General features: G+C 40.5%; 18 protein-coding genes. 10 read left to right on the plus strand and 8 right to left on the minus strand.

The genetic code is table 11. The annotated features are described in order from the left end of the window. The first annotated feature begins 39 nt into the window (after positions 1-39). The 4 genes from der (at position 40) to porQ (ending at position 5,495) form a co-directional block, all read left to right on the plus strand. Positions 40-1,353: a ribosome biogenesis GTPase Der gene (der, locus tag ACH30E_RS05395; protein ID WP_294992563.1), complete on the plus strand. Its 1,314-nt coding sequence runs from the start codon at positions 40-42 to the stop codon at positions 1,351-1,353. Positions 1,354-1,431: 78 nt separating this feature from the next. Continuing rightward, a complete protein-coding gene (locus ACH30E_RS05400) occupies positions 1,432-1,611 on the plus strand; it encodes a hypothetical protein (RefSeq protein WP_294992561.1) in 180 nt (59 codons plus the stop codon). Between the two features lie 223 nt (positions 1,612-1,834). Continuing rightward, positions 1,835-4,237 carry an endopeptidase La gene (gene lon, locus ACH30E_RS05405; protein ID WP_294992558.1) on the plus strand — a complete coding sequence of 801 codons (2,403 nt, stop codon included), beginning with the start codon at positions 1,835-1,837 and terminating at the stop codon, positions 4,235-4,237. A 223-nt stretch (positions 4,238-4,460) separates the two neighbouring features. Beyond that, entirely contained in the window at positions 4,461-5,495 is a 1,035-nt protein-coding gene (gene porQ, locus ACH30E_RS05410) for a type IX secretion system protein PorQ (protein ID WP_490823963.1), read from the plus strand. A gap of 6 nt (positions 5,496-5,501) precedes the next feature. On the opposite strand, the gene ACH30E_RS05415 is transcribed toward porQ, so the two are convergent. From ACH30E_RS05415 to porW, 4 genes are all read right to left on the minus strand, one after another. Next, positions 5,502-6,125 (minus strand): CatA-like O-acetyltransferase, encoded by a 624-nt coding sequence (locus ACH30E_RS05415; RefSeq protein ID WP_490823964.1) that lies wholly within the window; start codon positions 6,123-6,125, stop codon positions 5,502-5,504. Beyond that, on the minus strand, positions 6,122-6,814 hold the full coding sequence (locus tag ACH30E_RS05420) for an HAD family hydrolase (protein WP_294992550.1): 693 nt from the start codon (positions 6,812-6,814) through the stop codon (positions 6,122-6,124). The genes ACH30E_RS05415 and ACH30E_RS05420 overlap by 4 nt, the downstream gene beginning before the upstream one ends. Positions 6,815-6,957: 143 nt before the next feature. Beyond that, positions 6,958-9,363 carry a transglycosylase domain-containing protein gene (locus tag ACH30E_RS05425; RefSeq protein WP_490823965.1) on the minus strand — a complete coding sequence of 802 codons (2,406 nt, stop codon included), beginning with the start codon at positions 9,361-9,363 and terminating at the stop codon, positions 6,958-6,960. A 75-nt stretch (positions 9,364-9,438) separates the two neighbouring features. Beyond that, positions 9,439-12,375, minus strand: coding sequence for a type IX secretion system periplasmic lipoprotein PorW/SprE (porW, locus tag ACH30E_RS05430; protein WP_490823966.1), 2,937 nt, complete (start codon positions 12,373-12,375; stop codon positions 9,439-9,441). A gap of 84 nt (positions 12,376-12,459) precedes the next feature. Between porW and ACH30E_RS05435 the strand changes: the two genes are divergently transcribed. Genes ACH30E_RS05435 through ACH30E_RS05450 form a run of 4 tightly spaced genes read left to right on the plus strand, consistent with a single transcriptional unit; the run spans position 12,460 to position 14,068 of the window. Then, positions 12,460-12,855, plus strand: coding sequence for a hypothetical protein (locus ACH30E_RS05435; protein ID WP_294992542.1), 396 nt, complete (start codon positions 12,460-12,462; stop codon positions 12,853-12,855). Then, the gene (locus ACH30E_RS05440; RefSeq protein WP_490823967.1) at positions 12,848-13,057 is read left to right on the plus strand and encodes a hypothetical protein; all 210 of its coding nucleotides are present in this window, start codon (positions 12,848-12,850) and stop codon (positions 13,055-13,057) included. The genes ACH30E_RS05435 and ACH30E_RS05440 overlap by 8 nt, the downstream gene beginning before the upstream one ends. Before the next feature lie 5 nt (positions 13,058-13,062). Further along, a complete protein-coding gene (locus ACH30E_RS05445) occupies positions 13,063-13,455 on the plus strand; it encodes a hypothetical protein (RefSeq protein ID WP_490823968.1) in 393 nt (130 codons plus the stop codon). Continuing rightward, positions 13,442-14,068, plus strand: coding sequence for a SprT-like domain-containing protein (locus ACH30E_RS05450; RefSeq protein ID WP_490823969.1), 627 nt, complete (start codon positions 13,442-13,444; stop codon positions 14,066-14,068). Before ACH30E_RS05445 ends, ACH30E_RS05450 begins: the two co-directional genes overlap by 14 nt. 161 nt (positions 14,069-14,229) lie before the next feature. Here the strand turns inward: ACH30E_RS05450 and sucC are convergent, their stop codons facing one another. Further along, positions 14,230-15,441, minus strand: a complete 1,212-nt coding sequence (sucC, locus tag ACH30E_RS05455) for an ADP-forming succinate--CoA ligase subunit beta (RefSeq protein WP_294992533.1) — start codon at positions 15,439-15,441, stop codon at positions 14,230-14,232. Between the two features lie 121 nt (positions 15,442-15,562). Between sucC and ACH30E_RS05460 the strand changes: the two genes are divergently transcribed. After that, on the plus strand, positions 15,563-16,120 hold the full coding sequence (locus tag ACH30E_RS05460) for a YceI family protein (protein ID WP_294992531.1): 558 nt from the start codon (positions 15,563-15,565) through the stop codon (positions 16,118-16,120). 83 nt (positions 16,121-16,203) lie between these two features. After that, positions 16,204-16,995: a hypothetical protein gene (locus ACH30E_RS05465; RefSeq protein WP_490823970.1), complete on the plus strand. Its 792-nt coding sequence runs from the start codon at positions 16,204-16,206 to the stop codon at positions 16,993-16,995. A 57-nt stretch (positions 16,996-17,052) separates the two neighbouring features. Here ACH30E_RS05465 and ACH30E_RS05470 read toward each other — a convergent pair whose 3' ends face one another. The 3 genes from ACH30E_RS05470 to ACH30E_RS05480 form a co-directional block, all read right to left on the minus strand. Next, the gene (locus tag ACH30E_RS05470) at positions 17,053-17,565 is read right to left on the minus strand and encodes a DinB family protein (protein ID WP_490823971.1); all 513 of its coding nucleotides are present in this window, start codon (positions 17,563-17,565) and stop codon (positions 17,053-17,055) included. Positions 17,566-17,568: 3 nt separating this feature from the next. Then, a complete protein-coding gene (locus tag ACH30E_RS05475) occupies positions 17,569-19,266 on the minus strand; it encodes a S8 family peptidase (RefSeq protein ID WP_490823972.1) in 1,698 nt (565 codons plus the stop codon). 156 nt (positions 19,267-19,422) lie between these two features. Further along, complete coding sequence (locus ACH30E_RS05480) at positions 19,423-19,950, minus strand: DinB family protein (RefSeq protein ID WP_490823973.1); 528 nt, start codon at positions 19,948-19,950, stop codon at positions 19,423-19,425.

Raw genomic sequence — 19,950 nt, forward strand, 5'->3', positions numbered from 1 at the left:
ATATTATTTTAATATTTAGTTTAATTAAATTGATGAATTATGGGTTATACAGTAGCCATCGTGGGTAGGCCGAATGTGGGGAAAAGCACTTTCTTTAACCGCTTATTGGAAACAAGAAAAGCAATTGTTGACGATATCAGCGGCGTTACCCGCGACAGACAATACGGTATTGCAGATTGGAACGGGAAAGTGTTTAACTTGATCGATACCGGGGGATTTGTGCCCAATACCGAAGACATTTTTGAGAAGGAAATACGCAAACAGGTAAAAATTGCCATCGATGAGGCTAACGCCATCGTTTTTATGGTGGATGTAGCTACTGGCATCACTGACCTCGATGAGGCCATGGCTGATATGCTTAGAAGAACCACCAAGCCAGTTTATGTGGTGGTTAATAAAGTTGATAATGGAACACGTGAGTTGGAAGCTACCGAGTTTTATAGCCTTGGATTTGAGCATAATTTCTTTATCAGCAGTATTTCCGGTAGTGGAACCGGAGAAGTGATGGATGCAATCGCTGGCGGAATTTCACCTGAAGATGCTGCAGATACACTAAAAGAAGACGGACTGCCCAAATTTGCCATTATTGGTCAGCCGAATGTTGGTAAGTCTTCCCTTTTGAATGCCCTTATCGGGGAGGAAAGGACCATCGTTAGCGATATCGCCGGAACCACCCGTGATACCATCCACACCCATTACAAGCTATTTCAGAAGGAATTTATGCTGATCGATACCGCAGGGATCCGCAAAAAGAGTAAGGAAAAAGATGACCTGGAGTTTTATTCCATCATACGTGCCATTAAGGCCATGGATGAGGCAGATGTGTGTCTCCTTGTACTGGATGCCGACAAAGGAATTACTGCCCAGGATGTTACCATATTTAGTCTTGCCACGCGAAAAGGAAAAGGAATAGTTGTGCTTGTAAATAAGTGGGATCTCGTTGAAAAAGAGACGAATACAGCGCGTGATTATGAAAAAACTTTAAAGCAAAGAATTGCCCCTTTTACAGACGTGCCAGTGCTTTTTATCTCGGTTAAGGATAAAACAAGGATATTCAAAGCCATAGAAATTGCCCTTGAAGTGTACGAAAACAAAAAGCGTAAAATCCCAACTTCCCAGCTAAATGATGTTATGCTGAAGGCAGTTCAGGCATACCATGCTCCGGTTGTTAGGGGAAATACTGTGAAAATTAAATATGTGACCCAATTGCCTACTGTCGTACCTTCTTTTGCCTTTTTTACCAATTATCCGGATGATATTAAGCAACCTTATCGCAATTACCTGGAGAATCAACTACGCACCAGCTTTAATTTTAAAGGGGTACCCGTTCGTATCTTTTTTAGAAAAAAGTAAAAAAAGCTGTTAAAAGTTTGTAAAAGCCAAATGGAACTTTATCTTTGCGTCCAAATAAAACTAAAAAAAACAAGTACAATGAAAAAAGTATTCGCAATTTTAGCTGTTGCAGGTTTCTTCGCTGCATGTAATTCAGGTGAAACTTCTGAAACTCCAGCTGCTGACACAACTGCAACTGTAGCTCCAGCTGCTGACACAACTGCTGCTGCTGCTGACACTACAGCAAAAGCTGACACAACTGCTCCAGCTGCTCACTAGTAGTATTTGTTTTTAGACAATATTACTTCTTGCAAGAAGCTTTCCCGATTAAATCGGGGAAAAAGGTCTTCCACCTCAGGTGGAAGATTTTTTTTGCGACAGTTTGTACCGATTCATCCATTTTTAAGGGCATGGCATCAATATTGACTTATTTTTGCAGACTTACCCTTTGGGTAAATGGAAAATAATTCATGCCATTCTGGCTTAAGACTGAAAACGATATATGTTGAAAGAGAAACTTTTTTTCAGATCGGAAGACGATACAGACTTTATGCCCATCATTCCTATTAACGAGAATGACGGCGATTTTGATAAAGACACCATTATCCCCGATACACTTCCTATTCTGCCCCTTCGAAATACCGTGTTATTTCCGGGCGTTGTTTTGCCGATTACGGTTGGACGAGATAAGAGTATCAAGGCCGTTAATGAAGCCTATAAAACAGATAAGCTGATCGGTGTGCTTGCCCAAAAAGATGTAAATATCGAAGACCCTGAACCCAAGGACCTTTGCACTTTTGGTACCATCGCCAAAGTAGTTAAACTGATAAAAATGCCTGATGGTGGAACAACCATCATTATCCAGGGTAAAAAAAGGTTCGAACTACTGAACATGGTTTCTGAAGACCCTTATTTCAGGGCCGCTATTCGCATGCTTGCGGATGACGAAGTTCCGGTAGAAGAAAATTTTAATGCTATAGTAAGTAGCATTAAGGACCTTGCTACCCAAATTATTCAGCTTTCACCCAACCTGCCGACAGAAGCTTCGATTATTCTTAAAAATATCGAGAATCCTTCCTTCCTCATCAATTTTGTGAGTAGTAACCTCAACTCAGACCTTGCCGAAAAACAAGGACTGTTAGAGATACATGATATCCATCAAAGGGCCGAAAAATTGATCCAGATACTGCAACGTGAACTGCAGTTTGCTGAACTCAAGGATAAGGTTACGAATAAAACGCGCACCGAAATCGATAAGCAGCAACGTGACTACTTTCTTCAGCAACAACTGAAAAGCATCAAAGAAGAACTCGGTGGCGATACCAACGAAAGAGAAATAGCCGAAATGAAGAAAAAAGCAGAAGGGAAAAAATGGCCGGATGCTGCTAAGAACCTCTTTAAAACTGGTATCGAAAAATTGGAGCGCATGCACCCAAGTACACCCGACTATTCGGTTGTATATAACCATCTCGACCTAATGCTCGATCTGCCATGGAACGACCATACAGACGATAATTACGACCTCAAGAATGCCAAAAAAGTCCTCGATATCGACCATTATGGCATGTCTAAAATCAAAAGCCGTATCCTTGAATACCTTGCAGTACTGAAATTAAAGGGCGACATGAAAAGCCCTATACTGTGTTTTTTAGGTCCTCCGGGTATCGGTAAAACCTCTCTTGGGCGTTCAATTGCACATGCCATTGGAAGAAAATATGTTCGCCTTAGTTTGGGTGGTATGCACGACGAAAGTGAAATACGCGGACACCGTAAAACCTATATAGGAGCAATGCCCGGACGTATTCTCCAGAATATCCGTAAATGCAAATCTTCTAATCCGGTAATGATACTGGATGAGATCGATAAAATAGGAAACGATTTCAGAGGCGACCCATCCTCTGCATTACTGGAAGTATTGGATCCGGAGCAGAACAACAGTTTCTATGATAATTACCTGGAACTGGAATACGATCTCAGCAAGGTATTGTTTATCGCCACTGCCAATAATCTCCAGAACATCCAACCTGCATTGAGGGATCGTTTGGAAATTATCGACCTGAGTGGTTATGCTATTGAGGAGAAAGTAGAAATTGCCAAGCGTCACCTGATTCCTAAACAGAAAGAAGCGCATGGACTGGCAAAAGTGCCCGTTAAAATCAATGATAAAGTAATTGAAAAAGTCATTGAAAATTATACCAGGGAAAGTGGGGTGCGTGAGCTCGACAGGCAACTGGCATCCATTATGCGCTATCAGGCAAAAGAGTTGGCAATTAAGAATAAAGTAAAATCAACGGTAACAGCCGCTGATGTTGAAAAGATACTGGGTCAGGCAAGGTATAGTAATGAAATCTATAAAACCGCCAATATGCCCGGGGTAGCTGTTGGCTTGGCCTGGACTTATGTTGGAGGCGATATCCTGTTCATTGAAACCATACTTGGTGAAGGAAAGGGTGATCTTAAACTAACCGGTAATCTGGGTAATGTGATGAAGGAAAGTGCCAGCACAGCACTTAGTTACCTTCAGGCCAATGCAAGGAAATATGGTATTGATCCCGAGGCATTTAATAAGAAATCTATCCATATACACGTTCCGGAAGGTGCAGTGCCTAAAGATGGCCCTAGCGCCGGAATAACCATGCTAACATCTCTTACCTCTGCTTTTACCGGCAGAAAAGTAAAACCTTACCTGGCTATGACGGGGGAAATTACCCTGCGTGGTCAAGTACTGCCAGTAGGGGGTATCAAAGAGAAAGTGTTGGCTGCCAAGCGCTCCGGACTTAAAGAAATCATTCTTTGCTGGCAAAATGAAAAAGATGTAAAGGAAATTGAAGGCGATTTCATTCGCGGACTCCAGTTCCATTATGTTAAAACCATGCAGCAGGTTGTGGATATTGCACTGGTTTAAATAAAAAACATCTTTTAAGTCAACTTTTGGCCTACAATATTGTTATTAAAGCATCAACATTTTCTTCATGTTGGTTGTTTTAAGGGTTAAGATCCTCCATTTTAATGGAGGATTTTTTCTTTTCATCAGCTTCCGGTTTAGAGGAAACAGGATTTCTTATTTCTAAGAATATAACAGAAAGCCTCCCGATTTCTTCCCCAGTTATATTAGTTTTGATTGTATTGTGCATTACCGGATTCTGATAACATCTTGTCTCTTCCTCATAGGGTATATGGGAAAATCCCAAACATTGGGTGGCAATGCTGTGTTTAATTTTTTAAAGCAACCCAATACCGCTCAACTTGCTGCGCTGGGTGGATTAAACATCAGTTCTTCCGGAAAGGATGTAGGTATGGCTTTTCAAAATCCTGCTCTGCTACGGAACGATATGCACCAGCAAATCAATACATCCTTTAATGCATTTATTGCCGGGATCAGCAACTATAGTATTACGGGTGGCTGGCATTTGGAAGAGGCTAAAACCAATCTGGGAATAGGGATTAATTATTTCAACTACGGAAGTATTGACCAAACAGATGCCAGTGGTAATATCTTCGGCAGGTTTACCCCCCGGGATTATGTTGTTCAGGTTATGGCATCAAGAAGCCATAAAGAAAAATGGTGGTATGGAACAACCCTTAAATTTATTCATTCAGGTTATGGTCAATACCGATCTTCTGGCGTAGCCATGGATGTTGGCTTGAATTACCACGACCCTGAAGAAGGAATACAAGCTGCAGTGGTGGTAAAAAATATGGGAACCCAGTTAAGTACTTACGCCGGTTCGGGTAGGAAAGAAGAATTGCCTTTTGATCTGCAGATGGGTATTTCAAAACGACTTAAAAATGCACCTGTACAATTCTCTTTAAGCTTTCACGACTTACACCGGTTCAATAATTTTTATAACGATACCAGTTTCAGGGCAGGGGAGGGTGATGATGATTTTTCAAAATCCAATACACTACAAAAAGTATTCAACCATATTGTTATTGCAGCCCAATTTTATCCGCATGAAAAAATTGAATTTACTACCGGCTATAATTTCCAAAGACGTTACGACCTTAACGGATTCAATATCAGTAATGGTTTAAATGGGTTTAACTTTGGGGCATCGGTAATACTTCCAAAATTGCATATCCGATATGCTAGCGGCTTTTACCAGCAACAATTATTTCACCAGTTTTCTTTCAATTTTAACCTGAAAGGTAATTCCCTGTAGTAAATCTTACTGCAATAAAAGTTCCTGAAAGCGGTCAACAAATGTTGCAACATGAAAGCCATCCATCAATGCATGATGGACATGAATGGAAACCGGCATTTGAGCATCGTCATTTGATCCGGTCATTTTACCAAATGAAATTTTCGGACAGGAATCTTTGAAACTAAAACTCCTGGCGTGCGATAAACTCGTGAAGTTTAGCCAGGGTATTGATGAATAGTGAATCACGTTTTCACCTGAAATTGCAGGAATCAATCCAGAGGTATTACGAACTTCATCAATTATATTTTTTGCGTTGGCACTAAAAATGGAAAAATCAGGATCATAATCCATATAAGAAAACCCAAAAGTGCCATCAGGTCTGTTGATCGTTGGAGAAGCATTTACCTGATCATATACATACACCTGTTCTCCTTCAATCCGGTAACGAAATGGGGTAGTTTCATTCGCTGCTTTTAGAGAAGCATGGAGGTAGTAAAGAAAAAAAGAAAAACCGTTTTCCTTTGCCACTTTATAAGCCCTGCCGCAATTTACCTGAACCGTTATGCCAAAAAAAGGCTCTTCAAATTGATTAAAAAAACGAAACTGGTCTTTACGGTTCCAGCTATTAATATCGAGTAAGGTTTTCATGGAAGCAAAAAGGATAAAACGTCTTTAATAGAGTTAACCTGCCTGAAGTTGACATGCTCAATATCTTTATCGATGGTTTCATGTGCCCAGGTGGTATGATAAGGAATATGTACTGCATGTCCACCAATATCCAGCACAGGTAAAACATCAGACTTTAGCGAATTACCCAGCATCATAAACTGTGAAGGTTGAATATCCAGATGTTTTAACAGCTTAAGGTAATCACTGTCTCTTTTCTCAGACATAATTTCAATATGATGAAAATAATGTTCGAGTCCCGACTTCCTTAATTTTCTTTCCTGGTCCAGTAAATCTCCTTTTGTGGCAACAACCAGTTTGTATTTTCCATGTAATGATTGAAGTACATCTTCCACATCTTCTAATTGAATAATGGGCTTTTCTAGTAATTCTTTACCAAGTTCAATAATCTTCTCAATTACATCAACCTTGATGGTCTTTTGTGAAAGTTCCATGGCTGCTTCAATCATACTCAGCATAAAACCCTTTACACCATAGCCATATAAGTTGATGTTCCTGATTTCCACCTGCAGTAGTTCCCTTGCAACTGAATGATGGGGGAGATAGTCTTCCAGTAATTCACAAAACCTGTCTTCAGTTTCCCTGAAATAGGGTTCATTTACCCAAAGGGTATCATCCGCATCAAAAGCAATAACTTTTAAATCATTCATGTCCTTCTGTTTGTAGTGCGAATCAAGCGTTGAATTACGGGTTGGTTATTTATAGCTTATGGTTCAGCTAAAATCAATAGGCCATGAGTTATAATCGCTATAAACCATATGCCAGGTCTTCTTCAATCCTTGATTAGCAGTCATTATTTCCCTCCTCCGGGTTTCTTTGGTAAAACCGCTTTGGGTTTTTCCGCCGGGGGTGGGGGTGTTGAACCCTTCCCCTCTTTTTTCTCCGGTGTTTTTGGTGGGTTTATTTTGATATCTGATTCAGGGGCGATATCCTCTAGTTTTATGGTTTGCGGCACTTCATAATCCTCTGAAGTACCTGTTCCAACATCTTCTCCTTCTCCTCCCAGTATAGGTGTTGAATCGTTAAGGTAATCGATGATGATATCGTTATTCATCACATCTGGTTTTACAAAGCGGGCACTTTTATCTATACCGCAATTCGGATCTGCTGCGGCCTTACTGAAAAAATAAGCCCATATTGGCATTGCAGCTCGACCACCTTGTCCCCATGCGCTCTCTTTATTAAAGTGAATAAAACGATCATCGGCTCCTACCCATGCACCAGCCATTAACTGAGGTGTATATCCCATAAACCAGCCATCACTATTATCATTGGTAGTTCCTGTTTTGGCACCCATTTCAACCGACGGCATTCCGTAACCCCAGATACCGCGTCCGGTACCCACCTGTACTGTTCCCTGCATCATTTTTACTACTGAATAGGCCGTTACTTCGCTGATTACTTCCTTACGCTTTGGCGTAAAAGTTGCCAGTACATTACCATTACGATCCTCAACACGGGTAATATACATTGGCTTTACATTAAAACCTCTTCCAGGAAACATACTGAAGCCCTGCATCATTTCATACAATGAAATTTCGCATGATCCAAGCGCAATGGATGGATAAGGTTCTATCTTGGTCTTAAAGTCGCAACGCTCAAGAAAATTCACCAATCTTTTTGCACCATTATTTCCTTCTCCATCTAATTGCTTCATTATATAGGCTGATGCACAGTTGCGTGAAAAAGCCAGTGCCGATGCCATTGGTAAAGCGCCACCCTGGCAAGACCTGCTGGTTGCTGGTACAAGCCCATAACCACCAAAATTCTGTTGTTCATCGTAAACAGTTGTGTTTGGGGTAAATCCGGCTTCTTCGATGGCAAGACTATACAGCAAAGGTTTCATGGTAGAACCTACCTGACGCTTTGTATTGAAATTTACGTGGTCGTATTTATATGTTTTAAAACCAATACCCCCAACCCATGCTTTAATTTCCCCAGTAAGCGGGTCCATTACCATAAAGCCGGCCTGTAGCATTTGTCTGTGGTAACGAATAGAATCATAGGGCGTCATGAGTGTATCTGTCTCCCTGTTATTGTTCCAGGCAAATATGCGCATGGGTGTTTTTTCGTAGAAGGTTTTTTTGATGTCTTCTGCTGACATACCCTCTCGGTCGAGATTTCTCCATCGGTCGCTTTGTTTCATAGCAGCTTCTAATACATTTTCATAACCTTTCCAGATCGACTTGTTTTTAATATTGGCCTGGTTATTAAAAAGCTTCTGCATGAAGTTCATGTGCTTGGCAACGGCTTCCTCCGCATATTGCTGCATTCTTGGATTGATAGTAGTATAAATCTTTAATCCATCCCTGTAAAGGTTGTAATGGTCGCCATTGTTCTTCTTGTTTTCCTTGCACCATTTTTTCATTTCTTCCGCAAGTATCATCCTGAAATAGGGGCCAAGACCAGCAGTTTCATCCAGCTTTTTATAGTTGAGTTCTATTGGTTTGCGCTTCAGTATGGTAGCTTCCGCATCCGTCAGGTATTCGTTACGAACCATTTGATTGATAACGGTATTACGCCTGTCGAGGGCAAGTTTTGGATTACGTCTGGGATTATAAATGGTGGCTCCCTTCAACATACCAATCAATACGGCAGACTCTTCAATATTCAAACGGTCTGGCTCTTTTTGGAAAAATGTTTTAGAAGCATTCCTGATTCCATATACATTATCACTAAACGCAACTGTGTTAAGGTATAGCGTGATGATTTCTTCTTTGGTAAAGTTGCGTTCCAGTTTTATCGCAATAATCGATTCCTTGATCTTCTGGATCATACGCAGGAAAATATTACGCGTGCTCCAGTTGTCCGTGAAGAGGTTTTTTGCTGTTTGCATCGTAATGGTACTGGCACCACCTTCTCTTCCAAGAAATACAAGGGCACGTCCTAAAGACCTTGGGTCAACACCGCTATGGTTGTAGAAGCGTTCGTCTTCAGTTGCTACCAGTGCATGTATCACATGTTTGCTGATATCCTGGTATTTAACATTGATCCTGTCTTCGCCATTGAGGTAATATTTACCCATCAGTGTACCATCCTGTGCATATACCTGGCTAGCCAGGGAGGCAGATGGGTTTTCTATATCATCAATGGAAGGCATACTGCCCAGCCAGCCCCAGTTAATCATCAGAAGGAATAAAATTCCTCCGCCCAGGGACCAGAAAAAAATGCGCCAGAAAATGCGAACGGGTTTTGACATAACAATCCTCTATTGGTTCTAAAAAAACGATGCGTAAAACTAAGTAAGAGTAATGGAAGCATGGCTTCCTACTCGTTAAAATTTACCAGGTAAAGCCTTTTGCATAAATTCCCGGAATGCGGCAATATCTTTTTTCTGCTGCAAGATCCGAAGGTTGGCAGGACTGATAATATTAAATCCATATTTTTCAGCACTTAACCAGGGTAATATGCTTTTGGCTGCCTGCGGTTTAATAAGATCTGTATAGCTTACTGCTTCACTCGCACTAAGGAATGGGCCCACCAGTAAAAGTTGTGTTTCCGGAACAATTGTAACGGTATTAATGGGTAATCGTTTGTTATAAAAGCGCTCCTGGTTGAATCTGTTCACAGCGTTTCTGGCCTCGCCCACAAACATGCCGTCTACTTTGTTTAATACCACAACAGCATACTGTGTATCTGCAGGTATAAACTCATATTCTGGTTCAGACAGCTCAAGTTTAGGCGACTTAACTGCATTAACAAGATTCAGTCCTGCTGCAGGTTTTAATTCCTTCGGTTTTGGGATATCAGTATCTGTTGAATCCTTTTTCGTTGCTGTATTGATGATGGTTGCAGGGCCGGTAAGGTCTATCCCCCTGGTTACCGATTCTGCTGGACGCTCAACAGTTAAATTCGTGAGGTATGATTCAATTTCCTTTCTTCTTTGAAGTACATCAATCATAGTTGCCGCTTTTTCAGTAAGGGGCGATGTTGGGAAATTAGTAATTAATTGCTCCAGCCGGTCGATGGCAATACTGTCTTCAGATTTTTTGATGTAATAAATGGATTCAATATACAATAGCTGGGGAGTCCACTTAGAGTTTTTAAACTGTAGCTCAATTTGTTTTTTAGCCGCAATTGCCGCTTCAAATTTTCCTTCTACAAATAAGTTGTAAATATTGTTATAACTGGTTGTAGCCAGGTCCTTGTTTGAAGAATTTGGTGTACCTGCAAGGAAGCGACTATCTGCGAAATTTTTGGTGAAGACAGCTTCCAGTGAATCAGCGGCGGAAATTTGATTGCTTTTACGGTAGCATTGAATCAGTTTAAAGCTTGCTTCTTCTGCTTCTGCTGAACGAGGGAATCTTTTCAATAAAGATTCATAAGCTTCAATTGCCGATGGGTAGTCATTAAGCTGATCCATGAAGATTGTTCCGTTTTCCAATAGTCCTCTTGCAATAATGATATTGGATATTTCTTTTTGTTCCGGAGTTAATGGGATGGAATTCTGTAATGCTTCCAGCGAAAGCTCTTGTTTTTTATTAACCGTTTTATTATCGGCAGATACAGTAGCCTGGTTTACAGCGGGCAATACTTTGTCAACTGCGGATTGTCTTCTCCAGCCATCTACATTTGGTCTGTTGCCCCAAATTTTGGTGAACTCATTAAAACCACGGCTCTTTAAATTGGCATTCTGAAAATAAAATTCTCCGGAATTATTGGCGAATAAATCAGCGGCCTGGTTTTTATCTGCAGGAATATCACTACCAAAAGAGGGTTCGTCCGTTTCTTTTAAACCTCTTTCTTTTCTCAGTTTTCTAAGTAGTCCTTTAAGCAAACTCAAACGTTCAGCTTCCGGCATAGCAGCAATCAACTGAACACTATCTTCCCGAATAATATTCTCCTCATTCTCTGAAATGAGTTGCAGCGCTGGTTTACGTTTGGTAATTCTTTCCTGCTCTACTTCTTTCAGCATACTAACCTGAATACTGTCGTAAAAACGGAATGATTGACCATACGATTTTCGATCATAATTCAAGTCGCCCAGTAAAAGAAAACTTTCTTGCTTTTGTAGCGGATTATCGTTGCTATATGCAATACTTTTTAACAATAACTGTTGCGCCGTTGGGTAATTTTTTCTGGACAACTCAAGCTTGGCAGCAGCATAATAAATGATGTCGCGGTACACATCGTATTTATCTTTTTTGGCCATTTTGAGTAATTCGTTCAGGTTCTCCTGTAGCGCATTTTCTTTATCGCCAGTAGAAAGAGCAGCAATGTTCAGTCTTGCATAAACTTCCATAAAAGGATCAGTAGAATACCTGATGGCTGTTTGGTAAGATTGTATGGAAGCTGTATTGTTTCCGGCGAGTTCGTATAGTTGTCCAGCAAGGTAATAAGACCTAGCTCTGGCAAGGTCATCATTCCCTTTTTTTAAAGAGCGTACGAGGTAGGTGGCGGCGCTGTCGTAAGCATTCAGTTTATAAAACAGGTAGGCGCTTAATTCATCGAGTGAAGGCTGTAACCTGTTTGGGAAGAGTGCGTCGCTTCTTAGCAGGGCAAGCAATCCGGCAGCTTCGGCTGTTTTTTCCTGTTCAAGATAAGTTCTGACCATCCAGATAAAACTTTCATTTCTGCTGGGGAGTGTTGTAGTTAGTTTTTTCCAGAGATTTCTTTTTTCACTTGTGGCAATAGAGAATACACCTCCTGCATTACTCTGGTTACTTCCGATGGGAATATCATAGCCGTCGTCTTTCGGAGCAAATGCATAATTCACGTATTGGAATACCATCTGGGCTGAATCAAAATCCTTTCTTAACAAATAAGCCCGGCCCATGAGCATATAAAGATTATCTACCCAATCGCTTCTAAGATCATGTAACAGAATGCCCGCTGTACATTTATACAAAACTGTATCTATATGATCCTGTGCTGTTGTTTCCAGGTCGTAATCATAGAACGACAATAGCTGGGTATAATCGTCTCGGTGCGATTCTGTGGCCCTTTCCAAAATTTCATTCAACCGCTGGTTGGCATTGAAGTAATAGTTGAAATGCGTAACGGTATTATTATAAATCCTCTTTGGAAGGGTAAACTTTTTATTGCCTGTTTTCTCGGCTGGGAGGGTGCGGTTTTCGTATGGTTTATCCTTTTTTACTTCGATGGTTGTATATGGCTGGGCCATGGTACTGTTTTGGGCAAACAGCAACAAAGCAACTATACAGGGTATATAGGCTACCACGGGTAATATAAATCTTGCATTTCTCTCCATAAAAACACTTTAAAAATACAGTTATTTCCCTTTCTGAGATGGGTAAAAGCAGAATCATCATTACCTTTAACCTGATTTTACCTTATGGCCAGTACAGAGAATAATAGTAACCTTAAACGCATTCGCAATAATTATCGCCTTGTTGTGATGAATGACGACACATTTGAAGAAGTGGTTACCTTCCGTTTGTCGAGGCTTAGTGTGTATATTGGATTAAGTACGGTATTTGTGATTCTTGTTGGACTAACCATTGCGCTTATTGCATTTTCTCCGCTTAAATATTATATACCGGGTTATGGAACCAGGGAGAGCAGGGCCGCGCTGCAGTCGCTGAAAATGCGCACTGATTCCCTGGAACAGGCTATACGTTATAAAGAACAGTATATAGATGGAGTGAAAAAAGTACTCTCAGGAAATACACCTGCTGCATTGGATACCATTGCATTGGTGATACCCAAAGCAGATATATCCAATGAATAAGAAACAGCGGAAACCCGTTTCTTACCTTCAATATGCCGGAATGGCTTCTCAGTGGATCATCCTATTACTTGCCGCAGTATATTTGGGTCGATGGATAGATGCCCGGGTGCATGTTAAACAACCCTTATTTATCTGGTTACTGCCTTTGCTGGCACTAACAGGATTACTGGTTAAATTAATCAGAGATACTTCCAAAAAATAATACCTATGTCGAAACATATTAAACCTCTGTTACTGCTGTTCCTTGGTATTAATGCGTTGATTTTGGTTGCCAAAAGCAGGCTGGAAGGAATGGGGATGCGATATGAAGTGGTTACCATTGCCAATATCCTACTCTTTTTATTCACCCTGATCAGCCTCCTTTTACAGATAAAAGCGGCATCGAATGCTAATCCAAATGCCATTGTAAGGGCGGTAATGGCTGGAATGGGTATTAAACTCATTGGTTTTGCCGTGGCGATACTCGTTTATCTTTCAATAGCGGGGAAAGACAAGAGTAATACATCTGTATATGCTTCGCTGGGTTTGTATATGATTTATACCTGGGTGGAAGTTCGTTTATTCCTGAAACAGAATCCAAAAAAGAATGCCAAAAGCTGAGCATCCCATGCAGGCGCTGGCTGCTTTTCTTCCGGAGGGCAGCTTTGAAAAAGTTGTTGTATTTATCCAGCAATACAAAGTACACCTAACTATCACCAAAAAAAGAAAATCTGTTTTAGGGGATTACAGGCATGCCAGTATGGGCAAGAATCACCGTATTTCGGTAAACGGCGACCTGAATAAATATGAGTTCCTCATAACGTTATTACACGAGTTGGCTCACTTACTTACATTCGAACAATACCGCAATAGGGTGGAAGCACATGGAAGGGAATGGAAAAACTGCTACAGTGCATTGTTGTACGATTTTGTTCAGTTGGGCGTATTTCCCGATGATGTGCGAATGGCTTTGCAGCGCTCTATTATGAACCCGGCAGCAACAGCTAATGGCGAAACAGACCTTTTACTCGTACTTCGTAAATACAATAAACAACAACAAACGGGATTGATACCTGTGGCAGAAATACCTTCCGGACAATTATTTCAAACAGAGAATGGCCGTGTCTTTATGAAAGGAGCACTTAGAAGAAAAAGATTTGAATGTGTGGAAGTAAAAAGTGGGCTTCGGTATTCTTTTAGTGCGGTAACAGAAGTGCTGCTGATAGAACCTTAATTCCTCTGTGTTACATTGTTCTGCCACTTCTTCTGTAGTGAATGGGGAGAGTGTTCACCGCAGAGATACAGAGATAATGAGGTTTTCGCAGAGGTGGAATAAAAAGAAAAAGCCTTTTATAAAAGATTATAAAAGGCTTTTTATCAGATAATAATTTATACTTAAGCTACTGCTTTTTTCACCAGAGCTGCTGCTTCACTTAATTCAATGGCAGATTGAACTTTCAATCCACTTTCATCGATCAGTTTTTTCGCTTCAACTGCATTGGTTCCTTGTAAACGTACAATGATCGGGATATTGATATTTCCCAGTTTGTTGTAAGCTTCAATTACACCTGCAGCTACACGGTCGCAACGTACAATTCCGCCAAAGATATTAATCAGGATAGCTTTTACGTTTGGATCTTTCATGATGATGCGGAAACCAGCTTCAACAGTTTGTGCATTTGCTGTACCACCCACATCCAGGAAGTTAGCGGGTTCTCCACCACTTAATTTAATCATGTCCATGGTAGCCATGGCCAATCCAGCACCGTTTACCATACAACCTACATTACCATCGAGTTTAACGAAGTTCAGGTTGTACTGACCGGCTTCTACTTCTGTAGGATCTTCTTCAGATACATCCCTTAAAGCGGCTGTATCTGCATGACGCATCAGTGCATTATCGTCGATATTCATCTTACAGTCAACCGCGATGATTTTTTCATCACTTGTTTTAAACAGCGGGTTGATTTCCAGCATGCCGCAATCTAATCCGACATAGGCATTATAAAGATTGGTTACAAATTTTACACAGTTTTTAAGGGCCTCTCCACTTAAGCCAAGGTTAAAGGCAATTTTTCTTGCCTGAAATCCCTGTAAGCCACCACCCGGGTGTACCCACTCTTTAAATATTTTTTCTGGGGTATTATGGGCTACTTCTTCAATATCCATTCCACCTTCCGTACTGTACATGATTACATTCATGCCTTTTGCACGATCAAGCAGGATGGAGAGGTAAAACTCTTTTACCGAATTTGGACCAGGGTAGTAAACATCCTGGGCAACCAGTATTTTATTTACTTTTTTACCTGCGGCACCAGTTTGAATGGTTACCAGGGTACCTCCAAGTATATTTTTGGCAATAGTTGCCACATCTTCCACACTTTTTGCTACGGCAACACCTCTTTGTTCTGTACCCTCAATTTTACCCTTTCCACGGCCTCCGGCATGTATTTGGGCCTTGATTACGGCAAAATTATTGCCGGTTTGGGTCTTAATCTGACGATAAGCTTCCTCAGCAGCCATTACTGTATCCACCGCAATACCTTCCTGTACGGGTACATGGTATTTCTTAAGGAGTTCCTTAGCTTGATATTCATGGAGATTCATACGCGGAAAAATTTTTGCGAAGATAAGAGAATCAGCCATTCAGATTTACCTAGAAATTTTATTGTTGAAACATTAATTTCCCTATTTTTACGATGCCCTATAACTGTAAAAACAAAAAACCATGAAAAAACTAGTTCTTAGTCTGGTAAGTGCCGCCATGATCATTGGCATTTCTTCTTTTACTGTATTAAAGAAAAAAGCTCCTATTACATTAGCTGTGACTGAAAAAAGCCGCATTGACTGGATCGGATCCAAAGCAGGTGATTTTCATACCGGAACATTTGCACTTAAAAGTGGTTCGGTACAAATAGACAACGGTAAACTTACCGGTGGATCTTTTGTAATTGATCTTGCTAATCTTAAAGTAACCGATGGCGCAGGCGATCGTTTGGCTGGTCACTTGAAAAGCGCTGATTTTTTTGATGTTGCAAAATTTGGTGAGGCTACCTACACCATCAGCTCTGTAAATTATACCAGCGATACCAATTGCGAAATCAATGGTAATTTATCACTGAAAGGAGCAAGCATACCAGTAAAATTCAATGCTAATATCCGTAGTGCAAGCGAGAAAGGATTTTTCGGACAAGCTTACTTCAGCGTAGACAGAACTACCTTTGGTATTTTGTACAAAGGTCCTTCTAATGATGTGCAACTGGCAATTCACCTTTTTGCTAAATAAGCAACTATTTTGTATCTTTATAGAAAGAGACCTATGGGTCTCTTTTTTTATGCCTACTGCCTTAAGAGACTTATTTTTAACCCATGTACCGTTTTTTGCTGCTCATTATTTTATTAGCATCCTGTAGATCAATTACCCCTTTGCAGATTAGCCAGGGCACCACTGGATCTTCTTTTTATCAGAAAACTGCCGCCCAGCAATGGAAGCAGAGAGAAACAATCGCCTTAGAATTATTGTCTGCCGGTAATATGCCCGCTTTTTTAAACCATTTTGTTCCTATTCGTGCGGAAATAAAAGATGTAAAGGGTAAAAAAATCAAAGCGGTTTACTATGTAATGCCCGACTATCTATCAATCGGAACCAATGCCGATTGGGCCAGGATACCATTAACGCCACAGACAGCACAAAAAGTAGCAGATCAGTACCATTGCTTTTTACCTACCAGAAAAATGGTCAATGATATTTACCAGCAAGCTAAAATAAAACTGGACCCCATACCCATGTTTGCGTTCAGGGATAGTACCGTTACGATGTGGCAACATCATCTCATGATTGAAGGACAGCGCAAGGGTAGGGCAGGACTTATCGCTGGCATTAAAAAAGATGTGGTTATTAGTACGGCCCTAAAAGTATATGAGAAAAATGACCGTGTAGCCATATATGGGTGGCATAAGCCAGACGGTAAGCCTATTCAACCCCTTTATACCAAACACGTTAACTGGTATGTTGATTATAGCCATGGTATCAGGCTGGTCTATCAAACTATTTGGGTAAATGGTAAAGCAATGAATTATAAGGACGTACTCAGTAATCCGCTATTACAAAAATTACTTTGCGATGAGGATAATTGTGATTATGAGGGGGGTAGGTATTAGGTGCTAGGTATTAGGTGTTAGGTTTTCTGAGGAAGTCCATAGTCCATGGTCTATGGTCTACCCCAAGCAACGTTCCTCAATAATGCTCCGGTGGTGCATCATGTGTCCATAAATAATATACACGAGGGCATTTGCAGTTATTCTCATACCACTTGCAACACCTGCATTATCAAATTGGGTGGGTTGGATAGATTGAAGTAAAAGGTTGGTTGATTTTCTTACTGCCATAAACTCTTCCTTAATATCATCAAATGATCTGTTTGATGCGGCTGCCTGTTCTGCATAACTGTTTTCATCAAAGGAAGCAAGGGGAGTAGCATCGTTTCTGGCTATTCTAAGCAGGCGATAAGACATAATCCTTTCTGTATCTACCACATGCTGCAGTAAATCTTTTAAAGTCCATTTTCCGGGAGCGTATGCGAAATCTGCTTTGGCTTCGGGCAAACTGGTATAAAAATTTTCCAGTGCTGTGGCATATTTATTTTTTATCTCCGAAATACTTTCAGCATCAATTTTACTGATATAACCTTCAAAATAAGGTGGGTAATCGCCTGCTACTGGTTTGCTCATCGATTAATGTGCTTTATTTTTTTTAATGGCAGAAGGTGTTACTTCTGTATTATTAGTGGTGGTACTTGCCGTATTAAACTGGTCTGCAGTTACTATGGCATTAAATGCATTTACGATACCTCCTGATTTTGATAAAGTTGCAAATGGAACAATATCCGCTTTTGGCCCTGGTCGGAAACAAAGATTATTAGTATCAGGTATCAATACAGATTTCTCGATGATCTTTTTTACCTGAATAGCAGACAGGTTTGGATAATAGGATCTGATTAAAGCAGCAATACCCGTTACAATTGGGGTAGACATGCTCGTGCCCTGTTGGTTGCCGTATTGGTTACCTCCTGGCATGGTAGAATAGATTTTTACACCTGGTGCAAATACATCCACCATTTCTTTGCCATAATTGCTGAATTCAGCTGTAAGGTTACCCGTAATTTTCGGATCACTACTTGCACCTACGGTAATAAAATTACTGGCGATAGTATTCCATTGCTTTAAACGCGGATTAGGAAATACTTCTTTTTCATCAATATTTATTCCTTCATTGCCTGAAGAGTGCAATACGAGTACATCTTTTGTTTCGGCATAACGAATTGCACTGTCTACCCATACTTTTTCAGGGGAGAAGGATTTGCCAAAACTCATGTTGATTACTTTGGCACCATTATCTACCGCATAGCGAATGGCAAGTGCAATATCTTTGTCGTATTCGTCTCCATCAGGCACTACCCGCAACATCATGATTTTTACATTATCTGCAACGCCATCAATACCCAATCCATTGTTACGTTGTGCGGCAATTAATCCACTTACATGGGTGCCATGATCCGGATTTGGGCCCATCACATCGGCATTTCCATAAAAACGATCATTGAGGTTAAAGTAATTGTCGCCCACTACTTCAGCACGATAATCTTTAGGTGCTTTTTCTTTTGATTCGAAGGCCGATTTTTTTCCGTCAATATATTCTTCCAGTTGTGATAGTAAAACTGTGTTTTTTTCTTCTGCATCAAGGCCAATCATTTTCATACAGGTGAGGAAACCCATTTTGGCTTCTTTCCCTGTTCTGCTGGTTGGCTGAAACTTTTCCAGTTTTTCAAAATTGTATTCTTCACAACCCATTTCCTGCCGAAGCACTTTATCATGCTTTTTCAGTGCCTTGGTGGTTACTTCTACAAACATCAGTTCCATCTGTTCTTCTGCACTGAAATTCAATTCGTTCAAGGCTTTCTTCCAAAGTGCAAATTGATCACGCTCTTGTTCCGTGAGTTGTTCAAAGTTGATCACTTTATCAGCAAACTGATTTTTCCATCTGTGGAATACCCTTGAGCGTTCATCGGCCGCTTTCTTTACATTTCTTCCATCTTTGTTTCCTAAGAAATTCCATCCATATACATCATCGATATAACCGTTATGATCATCATCTATTCCATTCCCCGGTATTTCTTTTGGATTGCGCCATAAAACAGATTTCAGGTCTTCATGGGTAGTATCGACACCTGAATCAAGTACTGCTACAATAACTGGTTGTGGTTTTTTCTGACTATTGCGAAGAAAATCATAGGCTTTATTCAAACTAATACCATAGAATGAATCTTTTGCAAAATCCATCTGATACCAGGTTCTGGGAACCTGTTGTGCATTCACATAGCTTGAAGCAATCACGAGTGGCAATGCCACTATTCTGTATATCCCACGAAACATTAAAAGTATATTTTTACTATCCCTACAAATTTCGGTAATGATAATGAAAATTTAATTGCAGGGGATATTTTTAGGATAATCTTGGCGTCGGATAGACTGGTTTTGAAGGCGGTAATTTTATTTTTTAGTTTTCCTTAACAAATGGCCGGGGTTTTATTAATCCCGGAGCAGAACGCCCAGATAAGCTTTCCAAGGACCAACCTCATCTTTGTATTGATAGGATAGAACCCTTGTTACTTGATGCAGGTGGTTTAAGTCGTGCACAACCCAGGTAGATAATAATTCCCCCAGCAATACTTTTCCAAATGCAGGATGTGTAGCTGTTCGGTTATAATCTGTTTCGGTAAGATTGAAAGCTAATAGACTTTCTATATTGGCTAACCTTATTTTTTCAAATTCAGTTAATAGGTCGATAAGTGTTTTGCCCTTGCTGATTTCAAACTGTGCAAAGCGATCGAAGGGCTGAAATGTTTTTTCTTCCTGGTCTGATAAACAAATTTTCAGGCGTGGTATCCAGTCTGTATGCTCACCATGAATCAAATGCCCAACAATATCATAAGGCGACCATGTGTCCGGACCTTCATTTCCAAAAATCAGGTGATTGGGTAAACCTTTGAGCAGGGTATTCAAAAGCTTTGGTGTGCGTTCCAATAAGTTTATTGCTTCCGAAACTGAAATAGCCAT

The sequence above is a fragment of the Sediminibacterium sp. FW305-C-61 genome (assembly GCF_058231065.1).

Bases quoted from the DNA above. Each gene is read 5' to 3' on its own strand.
- der (WP_294992563.1), top strand. From the start codon at position 40: ATGGGTTATACAGTAGCCATCGTGGGTAGGCCGAATGTGGGGAAAAGC.
- ACH30E_RS05400 (WP_294992561.1), top strand. From the start codon at position 1,432: ATGAAAAAAGTATTCGCAATTTTAGCTGTTGCAGGTTTCTTCGCTGCA.
- lon (WP_294992558.1), top strand. From the start codon at position 1,835: ATGTTGAAAGAGAAACTTTTTTTCAGATCGGAAGACGATACAGACTTT.
- ACH30E_RS05415 (WP_490823964.1), bottom strand. From the start codon at position 6,125: ATGAAAACCTTACTCGATATTAATAGCTGGAACCGTAAAGACCAGTTT.
- ACH30E_RS05420 (WP_294992550.1), bottom strand. From the start codon at position 6,814: ATGAATGATTTAAAAGTTATTGCTTTTGATGCGGATGATACCCTTTGG.
- ACH30E_RS05425 (WP_490823965.1), bottom strand. From the start codon at position 9,363: ATGTCAAAACCCGTTCGCATTTTCTGGCGCATTTTTTTCTGGTCCCTG.
- porW (WP_490823966.1), bottom strand. From the start codon at position 12,375: ATGGAGAGAAATGCAAGATTTATATTACCCGTGGTAGCCTATATACCC.
- ACH30E_RS05435 (WP_294992542.1), top strand. From the start codon at position 12,460: ATGGCCAGTACAGAGAATAATAGTAACCTTAAACGCATTCGCAATAAT.
- ACH30E_RS05440 (WP_490823967.1), top strand. From the start codon at position 12,848: ATGAATAAGAAACAGCGGAAACCCGTTTCTTACCTTCAATATGCCGGA.
- ACH30E_RS05445 (WP_490823968.1), top strand. From the start codon at position 13,063: ATGTCGAAACATATTAAACCTCTGTTACTGCTGTTCCTTGGTATTAAT.
- ACH30E_RS05450 (WP_490823969.1), top strand. From the start codon at position 13,442: ATGCCAAAAGCTGAGCATCCCATGCAGGCGCTGGCTGCTTTTCTTCCG.
- sucC (WP_294992533.1), bottom strand. From the start codon at position 15,441: ATGAATCTCCATGAATATCAAGCTAAGGAACTCCTTAAGAAATACCAT.
- ACH30E_RS05460 (WP_294992531.1), top strand. From the start codon at position 15,563: ATGAAAAAACTAGTTCTTAGTCTGGTAAGTGCCGCCATGATCATTGGC.
- ACH30E_RS05465 (WP_490823970.1), top strand. From the start codon at position 16,204: ATGTACCGTTTTTTGCTGCTCATTATTTTATTAGCATCCTGTAGATCA.
- ACH30E_RS05470 (WP_490823971.1), bottom strand. From the start codon at position 17,565: ATGAGCAAACCAGTAGCAGGCGATTACCCACCTTATTTTGAAGGTTAT.
- ACH30E_RS05475 (WP_490823972.1), bottom strand. From the start codon at position 19,266: ATGTTTCGTGGGATATACAGAATAGTGGCATTGCCACTCGTGATTGCT.
- ACH30E_RS05480 (WP_490823973.1), bottom strand. From the start codon at position 19,950: ATGGCTATTTCAGTTTCGGAAGCAATAAACTTATTGGAACGCACACCA.